General features: G+C 55.1%; 13 protein-coding genes and 1 pseudogene. 3 read left to right on the top strand and 11 right to left on the bottom strand.

Going from position 1 to position 15,464, the window contains the following annotated elements; translation table 11 throughout:
• Window positions 1–180: 180 nt before the first annotated feature.
• Both G462_RS0111705 and G462_RS0111700 read right to left on the bottom strand, forming a co-directional pair.
• Window positions 181–1,437 (bottom strand): condensation domain-containing protein, encoded by a 1,257-nt coding sequence (locus G462_RS0111705; RefSeq protein WP_026959155.1) that lies wholly within the window; start codon window positions 1,435–1,437, stop codon window positions 181–183.
• Between the two features lie 112 nt (window positions 1,438–1,549).
• On the bottom strand, window positions 1,550–2,803 hold the full coding sequence (locus tag G462_RS0111700; protein ID WP_026959154.1) for a condensation domain-containing protein: 1,254 nt from the start codon (window positions 2,801–2,803) through the stop codon (window positions 1,550–1,552).
• 116 nt (window positions 2,804–2,919) lie between these two features.
• Between G462_RS0111700 and G462_RS22635 the strand changes: the two genes are divergently transcribed.
• Window positions 2,920–4,137, top strand: coding sequence for an MFS transporter (locus tag G462_RS22635; RefSeq protein WP_169720171.1), 1,218 nt, complete (start codon window positions 2,920–2,922; stop codon window positions 4,135–4,137).
• On the opposite strand, the gene arsJ is transcribed toward G462_RS22635, so the two are convergent.
• From arsJ to G462_RS25055, 4 genes are read right to left on the bottom strand one after another with little or no spacing between them, the layout of a single operon-like run.
• Entirely contained in the window at window positions 4,130–5,350 is a 1,221-nt protein-coding gene (gene arsJ, locus G462_RS0111690; protein ID WP_026959153.1) for an organoarsenical effux MFS transporter ArsJ, read from the bottom strand. The two genes, G462_RS22635 and arsJ, sit on opposite strands and share 8 nt — an antisense overlap.
• Before the next feature lie 2 nt (window positions 5,351–5,352).
• Window positions 5,353–6,357 carry an ArsJ-associated glyceraldehyde-3-phosphate dehydrogenase gene (locus G462_RS0111685; RefSeq protein ID WP_026959152.1) on the bottom strand — a complete coding sequence of 335 codons (1,005 nt, stop codon included), beginning with the start codon at window positions 6,355–6,357 and terminating at the stop codon, window positions 5,353–5,355.
• Between the two features lie 11 nt (window positions 6,358–6,368).
• Window positions 6,369–6,863, bottom strand: a complete 495-nt coding sequence (locus G462_RS0111680) for a phosphatase domain-containing putative toxin (RefSeq protein ID WP_026959151.1) — start codon at window positions 6,861–6,863, stop codon at window positions 6,369–6,371.
• Between the two features lie 2 nt (window positions 6,864–6,865).
• A complete protein-coding gene (locus G462_RS25055; RefSeq protein ID WP_051326710.1) occupies window positions 6,866–7,639 on the bottom strand; it encodes a metalloregulator ArsR/SmtB family transcription factor in 774 nt (257 codons plus the stop codon).
• 316 nt (window positions 7,640–7,955) lie between these two features.
• On the opposite strand from G462_RS25055, the gene G462_RS0111670 reads away from it, so the two are divergent.
• On the top strand, window positions 7,956–10,595 hold the full coding sequence (locus G462_RS0111670) for a nitrate reductase (protein ID WP_026959149.1): 2,640 nt from the start codon (window positions 7,956–7,958) through the stop codon (window positions 10,593–10,595).
• 10 nt (window positions 10,596–10,605) lie between these two features.
• On the opposite strand, the gene G462_RS22630 is transcribed toward G462_RS0111670, so the two are convergent.
• A complete protein-coding gene (locus G462_RS22630; RefSeq protein ID WP_211234217.1) occupies window positions 10,606–11,565 on the bottom strand; it encodes a DMT family transporter in 960 nt (319 codons plus the stop codon).
• A 109-nt stretch (window positions 11,566–11,674) separates the two neighbouring features.
• Here G462_RS22630 and G462_RS0111660 point away from each other — a divergent pair, with 109 nt between their 5' ends.
• Entirely contained in the window at window positions 11,675–12,592 is a 918-nt protein-coding gene (locus G462_RS0111660) for a LysR substrate-binding domain-containing protein (protein WP_026959148.1), read from the top strand.
• 61 nt (window positions 12,593–12,653) lie between these two features.
• On the opposite strand, the pseudogene G462_RS24945 reads toward G462_RS0111660, so the two are convergent.
• The 4 genes and pseudogenes from G462_RS24945 to G462_RS0111645 form a co-directional block, all read right to left on the bottom strand.
• Window positions 12,654–12,944 (bottom strand): annotated as a pseudogene (locus G462_RS24945) (GlgC family sugar phosphate nucleotidyltransferase); the annotation flags it as partial.
• A 15-nt stretch (window positions 12,945–12,959) separates the two neighbouring features.
• Window positions 12,960–13,907, bottom strand: a complete 948-nt coding sequence (locus G462_RS22625; protein ID WP_245579558.1) for a sugar phosphate nucleotidyltransferase — start codon at window positions 13,905–13,907, stop codon at window positions 12,960–12,962.
• Between the two features lie 284 nt (window positions 13,908–14,191).
• Window positions 14,192–14,758, bottom strand: a complete 567-nt coding sequence (locus G462_RS0111650) for a thioesterase family protein (RefSeq protein ID WP_157378609.1) — start codon at window positions 14,756–14,758, stop codon at window positions 14,192–14,194.
• A 33-nt stretch (window positions 14,759–14,791) separates the two neighbouring features.
• On the bottom strand, window positions 14,792–15,457 hold the full coding sequence (locus G462_RS0111645; protein ID WP_026959146.1) for a trimeric intracellular cation channel family protein: 666 nt from the start codon (window positions 15,455–15,457) through the stop codon (window positions 14,792–14,794).
• Between the last annotated feature and the right edge of the window lie 7 nt (window positions 15,458–15,464).

Below are 15,464 nucleotides of genomic sequence, written 5' to 3'. Positions count from 1 at the left end.
TGTTTCATTTGGCTGGATCATTGCGGTCTTGAGTGGTGGAAGCTTTGCTTGGCAGGGGCTAACCGACGCCGGAAGCTGAGCCCAGAAGGAAAACAAGGTGGAGAATAAGGTAAGAATGAGTGGGGAACGAAGGAAGAGTCAGGTAAGCCATAATGCTATGGCTTACCTGCGGTTTACGTTTTAAAGCAGCGCCATCAGGCCATGTTCTAGCTCTTGCAGGAACTGCAGTTTCATCGAGTCGGGCACTAAAGGGCGCACGCAGTTAATGGTCAGGTTCAAGCTTCCGTTGACTGTGGATGCGCCCACCCAAAACACCGAGCCGGACTTGTGCTGGCCGGAGCTAAAATAGCAATCGGTGACGCGCAGCGGCAGCGCTTCGTCGCATTGGCTAAAGCTAAGCCTTCCCAGATTGGAGAAGTGCAAGCAGGTATGACGGCCCAGCGGTGGGAAGGGGAAGGCCTTCTCGGCGCGCTTCTCAAACCACTCATGCTTACAACTGTTGAGCAGTGAGCGGTTGTCCACAATCGCCGCTAGCTGAGCCCCGGTCTTCTGGGCAATCTGCCAGGTGCTGTCGCGGGTGTCGACATCGATGGAGAAGCAAGCGGCGAAGGCGCCTAACTCATTATCGGCGTATTTAGGGTCGCAATAGGGGCGGGCGTTGGCGTTAGCGCTGCAATCAACTTGAGTCACCGGCGAGGTGGCAATTCGCGCCAGAGCCTTGGTGATCACGCTGGTCAGCAGGCTGTTCAGGGTAACGCCCTGTTGGCGACATTGGCGCAGCAGGCCTTGTAGGTAATGATCTTCGATATCCAGCCATGCCAGACTGTTGTTCATGGTGATCGGCTGGCTAGTATCGACCCAAGCAGCCAAACGATCAGGTATTCGCTCGCTGGTAAACGGGGTGTCTTCAAGATCGGTCACTTGGTGCATTACGCACTGACTCACCGAGCTGGGGATGGGCGCCATGGTTTGGGTTTGGCTAGGGGCGTTGAGCTCGGCTACCAACTGGTCGAGCATTAGCTGCGCAGAGATGCCGTCACAGATGCTATGGTGGCTCGCAATTAGCAAGGCGTGGTGGCTCTCCCCTAAGATGACTCGGATGCGCCACAGCGGCCCGTCCTGGTTAAAGCGCATCTCGCACTCGGCTTCCATTTGTTGAAAGGCGAAGGACTTGAGGCTGAGGTGGCTCGGGGTCACTTCGTAGTTAATCGATACGGGGAGCTCGCTGGGCACAAAGTGCCAACGCTCACCGTGTTTAGCGATCCCGACATTAAGGATCTGATACTGGGCTTGCAGGCGATCGGCAGCGGCGGCGATGTCTTCCAGTTCCAGCGTGCCTTCCAGCAAGGCAAGATTGACAACGGTCATAGAGCCGTCGGCAGAGCCTTCGGCGAAGATATGTTCGAAGGCTTCCAGGGGACGATACAGCTTTGTCATGGGAATACGGCTATCGGTTAATAGGAGAGGGCATTATTTCACTATTAACATGACAGGCAGTAGGATGAACTTAACAAAACCCTGCAAATGTTATGGGTAAGAGTTGCGCCGCTTACGCTAATTCCAGCAGGCCATCCTTCAGTTGCTCGATAAACGCCAGCCGCATCGGCTCGCTTACCAAAGGCTGAACACAGTTAATCACCAGATTTAACCGTGAGCCGACTGTTGCCGCTCCCACCCAAAACACCGAACCCGATTGCTGTTGTCCTGAGGTGAAATAGCTGTCGGTGATGTGCAGTGGCAGTGTTGGATCAGTCTGACTGAAGGCAAGTCTGCCGAGGTTAGATAGGTGCGCGCAGGTATAGCGCCCGAGCGGTGGCGGCGTATGGCTGTCGGCCATATTCAGATACCACTGGTGCTTGGCGGTATTAAGAAAGACACGGCTGTCGATAATGGTGGCTAAGTCATCACCGCAGCGCTTGGCCATCTGCCAAGGATTGCCATCGCAGGCCACATCAATGGAGAAGCTGGAGGCAAACACGCCCAGTGCTTGGTTGGCGATCTCGGGTTGGCAGTAGGGGCGAGTATTGACGTTGCCGCTACATTCCACGTGGCTCACCGGGCACTCAGCAATGCTCGCTAGCGCTTTGGCAATGACCGCAAACAGCAAGCTATTAAGAGTGACGCCATGTTGGCGGCACTGTTGCAGCAAGCTTTTCAGCTCATTTTTTTCAATATCCAACCATGCGGTACGGTTACGCAAGGTCATTGCCTGGCTGGTGTCTACCCAGGCGCTCATATCTTCGGGTTCATTGCCGCTGGTGAACGGGGTTTGGCTCAGATCGGTCTGCTGGTGGGCAACGCAGTCACTGCCTGAAGGCGGGATCGGCGTTTGCTCTTGGGCCTCGCTCGGGCAGTTTAACTCTGCCACCAGGCGGTCCAGCAGCAGCTGCACGGAGATGCCATCGCATATGCTATGATGGGCCGATAAAAACAGTGCATGCTGATCTTTTCCGAGAATAACTCTGATACGCCACAGTGGTCCCGTTAGGTCAAAGCTCGCCTCACACTCTTCTTCCATTGTTTGGAAGGCCAGAGATTTGAGGCGAGAGGGATCGGGCGCGAGCTCAACGCTGATGGCAACCGCTTGATGGCTTTGGGTGAAATGCCAGTTCTCTGCGTGCTTGGCAATGCCAACGTTAAGTGGCTGGAACTGTTTTTGAAGGCGCTCGACGGCGCGAGCTAGGGCATGTTGGTAAAACTTGCCTTTCAAGAATGCAAGGTTAACCACGGTCATCGAGCCTAGGGCGGAGCCCTCAGCAAAGATGTACTCGTAGGCTTCCAGGTGACGATACAGCTTAGTCATAGGGATGCGGCTTTTGGCTAGTAGAAAGGTCCATTATTTCACCGTTACACTCTCAGGCAGTAGGATGAACTTAACAAAACCCCATGTATCTTGTGAGAATTACCCAGGGAGGGCACTTGCTTAATTCGACATTTTGGCGGGCGACCCTGGCGGTATCGTTGGCCTCATTGATTACCTTCTTCAATCTGTATCTGGTGCAGCCCTTGCTGCCGATGTTTCGCGAGCGCTACCAGCTCTCGACCCTTGAAGCCAGCGGAATGCTCTCTTATGCCATGCTGGGGCTGGCGTTGGGCTTGGCGGTGCTGGCCTCGGCATCCGATAGCTTTGGACGACGTAAGATCTTGCTGGGCTCGTTGTGGTTTAGCCCATTGCTGACCTTGGTGATCGCCTTTGCTGGTGAGCTGGATTTTAATTACTTGCTGGCACTGCGCTTTGCCCAAGGATTGGTACTGGCCGGCATACCGGCGGTGGCGGTGGCCTTCCTCGGCGAGCTGCTCGAGCCGCCTAAGCTTATCAAAGCGGTGGGGATCTTTATCGCCGCCAACTCCATTGGCGGGATTGGTGGGCGTCTGATTTCTGGCTGGGGAGCTGAGCTGATGGGCTCGTGGCAGTGGGCATTTATGGCGATAGCGGCCTTAAGTTTGGTGGTGGCGACACTGGTTCACTACCTGTTGCCCGATGAGCCACCACGCGAGCGCAAACCCTGGCGTTTGCTCCAGAGTCTAAGTAACTATGGCTTGCACCTAAAACGCTGGCCGCTATTAGTGGCCTTTGCGGTGGGCGGTGGGGGCTTCGGTATCTTCACCCAGCAGTTTAACTACCTAACCTTCTTGTTGGCGGAGCCGCCCTATGAGCTGCCGTCCAGTTGGTTGTCGATGCTGTTTCTCGCCTATCTGGCGGGTACTTTTACGGCGACTCAGTCCGGGCGTTTGGCACAGCGCTGGGGAATGCGTCGTGGTATAAGCTGTGGCTTGCTGGTGATGATTGGCGCTAGCTTGTTATCGGCCACCGGCAACTTGCTATTGATTCTGGCCGCCTTGGCCCTGCTCAGCAGTGGCTTTTTCCTCACCCACTCTCAGGCCAGCGCCTATGTGAATCAACGGGCGACTCAGGCCAAGGCCAGCGCCTCGGCGCTCTATGTAATCAGCTACTACCTGGGGGCTGCGCTAGGGGCTTTTATGATTGAACCGTTCTATCAGCGCTGGGCGTGGCTGGGAGTGGTTGGCGTGTCGGTGGTGACACTGAGCGTGTTGGCGCTGGTGGCTTTTGTTAGCTTGCAAGACCCCGCCCGAAGCAAGCGCTCCGAGCAGGATAAGGGGCTAGCGGCTAGTTAACCGCAGGGTGGCTATCGTGCCGGGGCAGGGCGATGGAAATCACGCTGGTGATCACCAACATGGCGGTGGCTATCCACAGGCAGGCCGCCAGACCTGCATACTGGAATACCAGACCCGAGAGCACGGTGCCGACCAAGCGGCCCATGGCGTTGGCCATATAGTAAAAGCCCACGTCCAGGCTGACGCCATCCTCTTTGGCGTAGCTGACGATCAGGTAGGAGTGCAGTGAGGAGTTCACCGCGAACACCAGACCAAAGATCATCAGGCCCACCACGATGCTTAGCGCCGGATGCCATTCCAGCTGGACCAGCAATGCAAGAACACCGGTAATTGCAGCCAGTATCATGGCCCACAGTAGTGCGCCACGGCCATCTGGCGTGCGCCCCGCTTGGCTACCGGTGAGCTTAGGTGCAAAGCCTTGCACAATCCCGTAGGCCACCACCCAGCATGCCATAAAGCTGCCTGTTTGCAGGTGACTCCAGCCCAGAGTTGCGCCCAGGTAGACCGGCAGCGCAACCACAAACCACACGTCGCGCGCGGCAAACAGGAATAGCCGAGCCCCAGAGAGGACGTTCACCGAGGGGCTTTTGGAGAAGATCGCCGAGAACTTCGGTTTATTCTTAGCCTTACCCAGATCCCGGTCCAGCATCAGCAGACTCATCACCAATACAACGCCCAGCACCGCCGCCATCGCCAGCATCGCGGCTTGGAAGCCGATGGTGTAGAGCAGCGCACCGCCCAAGAAGAAGCCAAAGCCTTTTAGCGCATTCTTAGATCCGGTGAGGATCGCCACCCACTTGTACAACGCGTGTTGCTGATCGCCGGTTACTAAGGTTTTCACGCTGCTTTTGGCGCTCATCTTGTTAAGGTCTTTGGCGATGCCGGAGATGGCTTGCGCCGCCATCACCAATGGCACGGTTAAGTAAGCGCTGGGCAGCGCCATCGCCAGCAGTGCTACGATCTGCATCGCCAGACCGATGTTCATGGTGTGGTTGAGGCCAACCCGTGCGCCCAACCAGCCACCGACCAGGTTGGTGACTACGCCAAAGAACTCGTAGAACAAGAACAGCATGGCAATGGCCAAGGGCGCATAGCCGAGCTGGTGGAAGTACAGCACCACCAACATGCGCAGGGCGCCGTCGGTGATGGTGAAGTTCCAGTAGTTAAAGGTGATCAGCAGATACTGACGCAACTCTCTGGGTAGGGATGTCATGCTTAGCCTGCTAAACCTACTTTGCGGATCAGTTCAGAAGTACGGGTCGCGTAGCCCATTTCGTTGTCATACCAGGCGTAGATCTTAAGCATGCGCGGGCCGATCATCATGGTGCTTAGCGCGTCGACGATGCTTGAGCGTTGGTCGCCTTTGTAGTCGATAGACACCAGCGGCCGTTCTTCGTAGCCTAAGATGCCTTCTAGCTCGCCTTCGGCTGCTTCTTTTAGTAGCGCGTTCACCTCTTCAGCGGTGGTGTCGCGACCCACTGTGAATACCATGTCGGTCAGTGAGGCGTTAGCCAGTGGTACACGTACCGCGTGGCCGTTCAGCTTGCCTTTTAGATCCGGGAAGATCTCGGTGATCGCTTTAGCGCTGCCGGTGGTGGTTGGGATCAGACTCATACCGCAGGCGCGGGCGCGGCGCAGATCTTTGTGCGGCGCATCCAGAATTGTCTGGGTGTTGGTCAGATCGTGGATGGTGGTCATGCAGCCATGCTCAATACCCAGCTTCTCGTGAATCACCTTAATAACCGGCGCTAAGCAGTTGGTGGTGCAAGACGCCGCGGTTACGATGCGGTGCTCGCTTGGCTTGAAGATCGCGTCGTTGACGCCGACTACAATGTTCGCCACCGAATCGTCTTTCACTGGCGCTGATACCACTACACGTTTTACGCCTTGGTCCAGGTAGCCTTGCAGCAGCGCCACATCGCGGTGAACACCGGTGGCTTCCAGTACCACGTCGCAGCCAGACCAGTCGATCTTGCTTAAGTCGCGCTCTTGGGTGCAGGCGATGATTTGGCCGTTGATCACCATGTTGTCGCCATCAGTGGTGACTTGGTGCTCCCAAGTGCCTTGCACCGAGTCAAATTGCAGCAGGTGAGCCAGGGTCTGGGTGTCGCCCGCTACGTCGTTGATTTGCACGAACTCCAGCTCAGGCCAGTCAAAGGCTGCGCGAAGTGCCAGGCGGCCGATACGGCCGAAGCCGTTGATTCCAACTTTAATGCTCATAGTGTTCTCTCTTATTTGGCAAATTGCGCAATGTAGCTTTGTTGTTTTTCAAGGTTAAAGGCGTTCGGGCGAACCGTGCGAATACGGGCAATCGCTTCATCCAGCTCCACACCGTATTCCAGCAGCAGGCGCGCGGCGATAAGGCCGGTGCGACCACTGCCCCCCTTACAATGAATGGCCAGGTTTACACCACTATTAATCAGCTGCTTAAAGCGTGGCAAAAAGCCCTGGAAGCGCGCTTCCCACTCTTCACCGGGTACGGTGTCATCTTCAATCGGTAGGTGGAACCATTGCATATCGAAGATCACTGAGGTTTTACCGATGGCATCCACACCGTTGGCTGCCAGCTCTTCGCTGGTCATCGCGGTCAGAACTGCGCCGCTGTTGGCTTGGCTGAGTTGCTGCAGTGAGCTGCTCAGGTCGGCGTCTTTGGTGCCCGGGCAGGGGCAAAGCAGTAGTTGGGCATCGTCGGTGATGGCAATCGGGAATACAGGATGTTGAGACATGCTTAACTCTCTTGGTTTGCAAGTTGTAGCCGCAGTTCGCGCAGGCGCAGCAGCGGCAGGTTAATTAGTGATGGATTGGCGATACGGGTGGTGGCCAGCACTTTGGCAACCCAAGCATCATGGCAATCCGGAAGGTGGTAGAAAATCTGTTGGCCGTGGCGTGTGGTGCTCAGCAGCCCACTTTCGCGCAGTAGCGCCAGGTGGCGCGAGGTTTTCGGCTGGCTCTCAGCCAGTGCCTGACAAAGCTCGTTCACGCTCAGGCGTTGTTCGTCCTCAATCAGCATCATGATCTGCAAACGGGTTTCGTCGCTGAGTAGCTTGAACACCTGCAGTGGCTCGAGTGATTGGGGGCGCTGTTGAATATAGGTTTGTAAGCGCTTCAGTTGCTGGCGTAGCAGCGCGGCAATGTCATCAAAGCGTGGTTGGCCTTGTTCATCGCGGGTAGAAGGCAGCTCCCAATGCAATACCCCGGGGCTATCGGGCAGCGACAGACACTCTTGCTTGGCTTCGCTACATAGGGTAATCACGTAATCAAACTTCTGGGCGGGAAGACTTTCCAGCGCTTTGCTGGTTTGATGGCTGGCCTGCAGCTCATGTTGCTGAAAGTACTGATATAGCTCGGCGGAGACTTGGGTTGCCCGTGCGCCAGCGCTGAGCGCCTTAAAGCTATCGGCAAACTCATGGTTGCAGATGGCTTCGGCTAGCTGGGAGCGGCCAGCGTTATTGGTGCAGATAAACAGAATACTTAGCATCGCGTAACAGGAAAACCAATACATTCGAAAATTCATATATACGGTAATTCATATGTAACTAGAGTGCAAGGACCTAGAGCACTTCCTTTCTCCTCGTCTTTTTCCGTACGCCCCAACTTAGACGCCGTGATGCACCGTTTGGGTGCGTGATTGGATGGTTAGTCTTCAGCAAGCGCGAAAAACGCATCGATTCTTATTCCTAAAGGAGTAGAAAAACCGCGCAATTCAAGCTGGTTCAACATTTGCAATTCCCAGGATAAATACGATGTAAAAATAGAATAGAGCGCCGTCCGCTGACCCTCGAACAAAGGTAGTCGATGCGCGTAGCAAGGAGAGCACTTTGGCTGGAACCAGTTGGATTAAAACGACCTGTCCTTATTGTGGCACTGGCTGTGGGGTTGAGGCCCGTCAGCGTAGCGATGGCACCACTCAGGTAAGAGGCGATGCCAGCCACCCCACCAACCGAGGACTACTCTGCTCAAAAGGCAGCGCCTTGGGTGAGACCGTGATTGAGCAGGGCCGGCTGCGCCACGCGATGATCAAAGGCCACCCTGAAAAGCTCGAGCGCGCCCTCGACTACGCGGCCAGCCGCTTGAGCCAAACGATTGCTGAGCATGGGCCGGATTCCGTCGCCTTTTACGTGTCAGGCCAGCTACTTACCGAAGATTACTATGTGGCCAACAAGCTGATTAAGGGCTTTATCGGCACCGCAAATATCGATTCCAACTCTCGGCTGTGTATGTCTTCAGCGGTCGCCGGGCATAAACGTGCCTTTGGCGAGGACTTGGTCCCGGCCTGTTATGACGACCTTGAGCAGGCCGATCTGGTGACCCTTATCGGCTCTAACCTGGCTTGGTGTCACCCGATCTTGTTCCAGCGCCTGAAGCAGGCCAAGTTGCAGCGCCCAGAGATGAAGCTGGTGGTAATCGACCCGCGCCGCACCGATAGCTGTGATATCGCCGACCTGCATTTGGCGCTGCGCCCCGGCCATGACGTGGACTTGTTCAACGGACTGCTCGCCTATCTGGCCGACCAACAGCAGCTGGACCAAGACTATATCGAACAGCATGTGGATGGTGCGATTGAGGCGATTGATGCAGCCATCGCTCAAGCGGGTGATATCGAAGCCTTGGCCGAGCGCTGTGGGCTGAGCGTTGCTGAGCTTCACCAGTTCTTCCAGTTGTTCGCAGCAAGTCCCGCTTGCTTGAGTCTGTTTAGCCAAGGGGTGAACCAGAGCCACCAAGGGGTGGACAAGGTGAACGCGATTATCAACGTGCATCTGGCCACCGGCAAACTGGGCAAGCCTGGCAGCTCGGCCTTTTCGATTACTGGCCAGCCCAATGCTATGGGTGGGCGAGAGGTGGGGGCGCTGTCGAACTTATTAGCCGGGCATCTGGACTACACGCCGACTCACCTCAGCGCCTTAGCGGATTTCTGGCAAGCGCCGCAGCTGGCACAGCAGCCGGGCCTGAAAGCGGTGGATATTTTCGAGGCTTTGCATAGCGGTAAGATCAAAGCCATCTGGATTATGGGCACCAACCCAGCGGTAAGCCTGCCCAATGCCAACAAGATCCGCGAGGCCTTGCTGGCCTGCCCACTGGTGATTGTGTCTGACTGTGTTCAACACACCGATACCACTCGCTACGCCGATGTGCTATTGCCTGCAGCCGGCTGGGGCGAGCGCGAAGGTACCGTAACCAACTCTGAGCGGATGCTATCGCGCCAGCGTCCCTTTGTTGAGATGCAAGGAGATACCAAGGCCGACTGGTGGCTGCTCTCGCAAGTCGCCAAGCGAATGGGCTTTGGCGAGGCCTTTGCCTATCAACACCCCAGCGAGATTTTTGCCGAGCACGCCAAGCTGACCAACCTGCTGCAGGACAGTGAGCCGCGCGGGCTGGATATCTCGGTGTTGGCCGAACAAGACCAAGCGGCCTATCAAGACTTCGCGCCAGTCAGTTGGCCACTCGACACTGACTCGCCTCGCTTGTTTGCCGATGGCGGCTTTAGCACCGCCAACGGACGGGCCAAGATGTTGGCCTTGCAGCAGCTGGTATTGCCGCAACCCAAACCGGGGCAGCTGCTACTGAATACCGGCCGGGTGCGCGACCAATGGCACACTATGACCCGCACCGGCTTAGCACCGCAACTGGGCAGCCATAGCAGTGAACCGCTGCTGGATATCGCGCCGATTGACGCTCAATTGCTGGGGCTCAGTGACGCGCAGTTAGTCAAGGTCAGCAGCGAACAGGGCGAGTTGGTGGTGAGATTGCGGGTAAGTGATGCCCAAACTCCGGGTCAGCTATTTATGCCGATCCATTGGTCTGAGCAAAACTCCAGCGTTGGCACGGTGAGCAAACTGGTCGGCGAGGCCTGTGATCCGCTCTCGGGTCAGCCTGCCGCGAAGTACACTGTGGTGGCGCTCGCCGCGCTTGAGTTTTTATCTGAGGGGAGCGTGCTTAGCCGTGAGGCTATCGATGGGCGCCGCTTTGCGTCAGATATCTATTGGTGCGAGCAAAAGCTGCCTGAGGGCTACCTCTATACCTTGGCCAGCGCGCAGAGCCCGGCGGAGTTCTATCAGTCGCTCAAAGCCATGTTGACCGAGAATGGCAGCCAAACCCTCGATTATCGTGACGATGCTAAGCAGCAGTACCGTTGCGCGGCGATTACCGGCAATGGCCTGGCGTTTAGCTTTGAGCTGCAAGCCTATGCCAGCCAGGGCGACCAAGCTTGGCTGGAGTCTCTGTTAAACCAGCCGGTTTCTGAGCAAGTGCAGCGCGGGATCTTAGCCGGTACCAGCCCTGAGCCCTCATTGGGCAAGGTGGTGTGTGCTTGTCATCAAGTGCGCGAAGGGACCATCGAGCAGTGCATCGAGCAAGGTGCCGATAGCGTGGAAGCGATTGGTAGAAGCTGCAGCGCCGGTACCAACTGTGGCTCTTGTGTGCCACAGCTGAAAACCATGCTAAACCGAGTAGTCGCTTAGGGTCGAGGCCCTAAGGATCTTCCCGTGTAGCCGCTTGATGGGTGTTGGCGGGGTACTCGGGAGGACTGCTTGTCTCGTTAAGCTCTTCGTTAGAGAGCTCGTTACAGAGCGCCTCTTTTGCGGGTGTTTTATCTTGCTTGCGGTTGGCCAGCCACAATAGCGGCGCGATAATACACAGCGCGCCCAGCAGCAGGCTGGCATCCAAGGATTCCCCAAAGGCCAACACACCAACTACGATGGCACCCAATAGGCCTGTGTACTCCGCGCCAGCAATCTTATTGCTCTCGGCGCTGCGGTAGGCCAGCACACAACTTCCGGCATAGATCAGAATGCACACGGTGGACAAGCTGGCGTTGATAAACAGCTGCCAATCCCAGCTATGCCCTTCAGCAAAACTTAGCGCAGCGGTGCTCGGCAGCCCCATCAGGTTGGTCAGTAGCAGCACGATTACCACATTCTGTTTGGTCGGAATACGCGGGATCAGCAGGTTATTCAATGCCAAGGTTAGTGCGACGCCTAAGGCCGCTAGGGCCGCTGGGTTGAGCTCGGTGGGCTTTACAATCACCAACACGCCAATAAAGCCAATCAGGGCTGCCAGCCAGGCGCTGAGCGATAGCTTCTCGCGATTTATCCAAATCCCCAGCGGCAACATCATCAGCGGCGCAGAGTAGAAAATCGCATTGGCGGTGGCCAGTGGCAGGTTGTTGAGCACATAGATCATCAAGCCTGCGCCAGCCAGCCAGATGTGCGAGCGTAGCAGATGCCAGCGCAGCCCTAGCGGACCGCGGTAACGGGGTATCCATAACAAACAGGGCAGCAGCAGTAACAGCGCACTGAGCTGGCGGTAGAATACAAACTGATAAACCGCCTCTTGGTTATTGGCCAGCTTGACCACGACATCGGAAAACACCGCGATTTGGTTGCCGACAACCAGTAATAACATCGCTGCGCCTAAGCTGAGTGGCTTCACCCGGTGGTCCCCCTTGAATACTGTCGACTGAAAGCAGACCGATACTGTATCTCTGCTTTATGATGAATCATAATGATGAATATTATTTTTAGTATGAGATATTTAGATAGTGAGATTGCCACCGCTACGGGCTATCCAGTACTTCGAACAGGTTGCTCGACTAAATAGCTTCTCTCAGGCTGCGCAGAACCTACACGTGACCCAAAGTGCGGTGAGCCACCAAATCCGTTTACTGGAGGATTACTTGGGGCATAGCCTGTTTGTGCGGCAAGGACGGCGGCTCAGCCTGACGCCTCTGGGTGAGCGTTACTACGGCGAAATCAGCCAAGCGCTGCACGGTATCGCCAAGGCCAGCCAGCAGATTGTCGAGGGTAGCCGAGGTGACTTGCGTCTGGCGATTTATTCATCCTTGGCGGTCAAGTGGTTGATCCCGAGGCTGGGGGATTTCAAGAATCAGCATCCCGAGATCAACCTGAGCCTAAATATGGTCGCCGATGACCCGACCATCTCCGATCAGCTAGCAGACTGCTTTGTTACGATTAGCCCACCATCGCGTGATGCAGTGGTGGAGTATCTCTATAAAGAGCGACTCTACCCGATGTGCTCACCCAAGCTGTGGCAGCGGCTACAAGGAAAGGCATTGCCTGAAGCTCTTTGGCAAGAGAACCTATTGACGGTGCAGAGCACCTTTCCGGAAGGGCGCTTTGCTGAAGACTGGCAACTGTGGTGCGAGCAGGGTGGTTTTCGCTGGCCAAAATCGCCGCAGCTGACTCAGTTTAGCCATATGCTGTTGGCCACCGAGGCGGCGCGTTATGACCAGGGCATCGCCTTTATCAATCCCTATTTTTTGGACGAGTCTGAGTATCACCAACCCTTGGTGCGCTTACCGATGCATGACTTGGTAACTGGCGATAGCTTCTATTTTGTCTATAAGAATAAGCTGCGTAACAGGGCGGATGTTCGGGCATTGGGGTTATGGCTTAAGCAGCAATGCTATCTCGACCTGCCACAGAGTGCAGCGGAGTAGCCTGTAAACAAAAAAGCCCCGGTTTACGGGGCTCTGATGATGGTTGTTTGATGGCTTGTGGCTACTCGAACATATCGCGGGTTACCAGTACCACGCCTTTGTCTGAGCAAACAAAACGCTGCTTGTCTATTTCGGGGTCAAAACCAATCACGGTGTTATCTGGCACCACGCAATCTTCACCGATGATCACCCGGCGTAAGCGACAGTTCTTGCCGACAGTGGCGCCTTCCAAAGCAATCACTTCATCCAGCTCCGAGCGCTCTTCCACGCGCACATCGATGGATAGCAGGCTGCGGTTCACTTTCGCGCCGGAGACGATCACACCTGCAGCGATAAGTGAGTCAGTGGCATAACCGCAGCGTTGTTCTTAGTTGAATACGAACTTGGCACCAGGGCGTTGCTTTTGCTCGGTGATAACTGGCCAGTCGCGGTCGTAGAGGTCCAACTCTGGATCGGGATCGAGTAGGTCGATATTTGCCGCAAAAAACTCATCCAAGTTACCCACATCCCGCCAGTAGGCGGTGCGTCCGGGGTGGCCAGGGGCAGAGAACACATAACCAAAGACTTTGCGGTCTTTTAGCATCTCGGGGATAACGTTGTGACCAAAGTCATGGGCGTAGTCAGGCTTTAGTAGGCCTTGGCGCAGCTCTTCATCCAGCACGTCCATATTGAAGATGTAAATGCCCATCGAAACCAGAGCATCTTCTGGGTGGCCGGGATCGGGTTTAGGGTTTTTCGGCTTCTCTTCGAAATCCACGATGCGGCCGCTCTCATCCAGTCCCATGACCCCAAACGAAGAGGCTTGAGATAAGGGTTTGCGAATACAGGCCACGGTTACATCGGCATCATTCTCCGCATGGAAGTTGATCATCCGCGAGTAGTCCATCTTATAGATATGGTCGCCACCGAGGATCAGCACCCGGTCAAAACGATCATGATCGATGATATCCAGGTTTTGATAGACCGCATCGGCGGTGCCGCGATACCAGTTCTCACCAGTGCGCTGCTGAGCCGGAATGATTGAAACTCCTTCTTTCAAAGAGGGGCTAAGCATCTGCCAACCGGCTTGAAGGTGCATAATGAGCTGGTGGGCCATGTATTGAGTCAGCACCCCCACATTGCGAACCCCTGAGTTCACACAGTTGGATAAGGTGAAATCAATAATGCGATATTTACCACCAAAGCTGACGGCAGGCTTTGCCACTTTATTGGTAAGGTTCTTAAGGCGGGTGCCCTTGCCTCCGGCAAGAACTAAAGCAACGGTACGGCGAACCAAGCGGTTACTGGAGGTATGCGAATAACGGTTTTCAGACATGTGATTACTCCCTTTCACTTATCGTAACTGCAAAAAATAAGGCGTCTGAAGCAGCGATGAGTGCAGATCTAAACGCGAGCATAGGGCGGGAAAGACGCCTTACAAACGGACTACCTCGCTACTGTATGGCTGAATTGCGTAAAACAAGTTAAATCATCGTTACTGGCGCGGAGCTTTTATCTTGTTTGTGAAAAAGCCCACAATTCTGCAAGCGTTTTCAGTGACAGCTTATTTTAATTAACTTATAAGTCAATAGCTTGTATCAACAGCTTGTGAACTGAGTATCATCCAGCGCTGGCATCTTGGCGTTTTTGCCGCAGTAGATCGCGCCATTTATGTATTCTTTCTGGCAACTCAGGAGAGATGTTTTGTTCACCTGATAGGTGAGTGACCTGCTGCATGCTGAGTACTCGACCCTTACTCAGGAACACCCCGCGCACGAGTATGCTGGCGTGAAGTGTTTCACCTTTCAAAAAACGATGCTCGAAATACCAATACTTCTCATCCCAACCAAGTAGCTCGGTTTCCATCTCAAAGCAGGCCATTGGTGCGAGGGGGCGAATATAGGTGATCACTTGGGCGTTCACCACGCCGGTCCAGCGCTGCTTGAGCGCGCTGCGGCCAAACCGTGTGGTCAGTAAGAAGTTAAGCCTTCCAAGATCACCAAAACCTAGATAACGCGAGTTAGTGAGGTGCAGATTGATATCGCAGTCGTGTGGCCACACTCGAAAGTGCAGCCGTTGCGAGTCGAGCATTGCATTGGTATCGCGACGTAGTAGTTGTCGCATGATTAGCCAGAGAAAGCGCAGGTAGAGGTTCATGGTACGAGTCGATAAACGGTTGTTTATCAAACAGGTACCATGTGGCTGGACGGCAAACCAGCACTAATTGAGGTTTTTGTACTTCTGCTTGCGGATTTCGCGGTTTTGCAGGCGGGATAGTTTGTAGTGAGGAAAGCGCAGATCCAGCTCGAACGCCAGTACCCGAAGTGCAAAGGCTGCCGCACTGGCGAGCAAAATGGCACTGATCTCTTCTACGCCAAGGTATTGGAGTGCGACATAACTGGCACTGCCAAACAAGCAAGCGGTCACATAAATCTCTGGCTCGAAGATCATCAGTTTCTGCTGCAGCATCATATCGCGGATCGCAGAGCCCAACGTGGAGGTCATCACGCCCATCAAGATAGCCACGGAGATAGGTGCGTTGTAATCAAGAGCCTTAATGGTGCCGAGTACCGCGAACATGGCGATACTGGCGGCATCGATCCACTGCAGCACTCGGTCAATCTGTACTACACGATGGGCGAAGAAGTAGGTCATCGCAGAACCCACCACGCAGACGACCAGATAGCGTTGATCCGCGACCCAAAAAACTTGCTCAGTGTTGAGCAGTAGATCGCGAAACGTACCACCGCCAATCCCGGTCACTGTACCCACAAAGATAAAGGCCAGAATGTCGAGCTCTCGCTTAGCCGCAGCCAATGCGCCCCACAGCGCAAAGAAAAACACAGCAACTAAACCGATTAAATAGATAGCGGAATGAAAATCCAATGTGGCA

This window comes from Aliagarivorans taiwanensis DSM 22990 (genome assembly GCF_000429505.1).
Classification (GTDB): Bacteria; Pseudomonadota; Gammaproteobacteria; order Enterobacterales; family Celerinatantimonadaceae; genus Aliagarivorans; species Aliagarivorans taiwanensis.
Note: the sequence above shows the minus strand (reverse complement) of the source record. Positions and strands in the feature narration are given on the sequence as shown.

Excerpts from the sequence above, each read along its gene's own strand:
- G462_RS0111685 (WP_026959152.1), bottom strand. The coding sequence starts at position 6,357 with ATGAGCATTAAAGTTGGAATCAACGGCTTCGGCCGTATCGGCCGCCTG.
- G462_RS0111705 (WP_026959155.1), bottom strand. The coding sequence starts at position 1,437 with ATGACAAAGCTGTATCGTCCCCTGGAAGCCTTCGAACATATCTTCGCC.
- G462_RS22625 (WP_245579558.1), bottom strand. The coding sequence starts at position 13,907 with ATGTCTGAAAACCGTTATTCGCATACCTCCAGTAACCGCTTGGTTCGC.
- arsJ (WP_026959153.1), bottom strand. The coding sequence starts at position 5,350 with ATGACATCCCTACCCAGAGAGTTGCGTCAGTATCTGCTGATCACCTTT.
- G462_RS0111700 (WP_026959154.1), bottom strand. The coding sequence starts at position 2,803 with ATGACTAAGCTGTATCGTCACCTGGAAGCCTACGAGTACATCTTTGCT.
- G462_RS0111680 (WP_026959151.1), bottom strand. The coding sequence starts at position 6,863 with ATGTCTCAACATCCTGTATTCCCGATTGCCATCACCGACGATGCCCAA.
- G462_RS25055 (WP_051326710.1), bottom strand. The coding sequence starts at position 7,639 with ATGTATTGGTTTTCCTGTTACGCGATGCTAAGTATTCTGTTTATCTGC.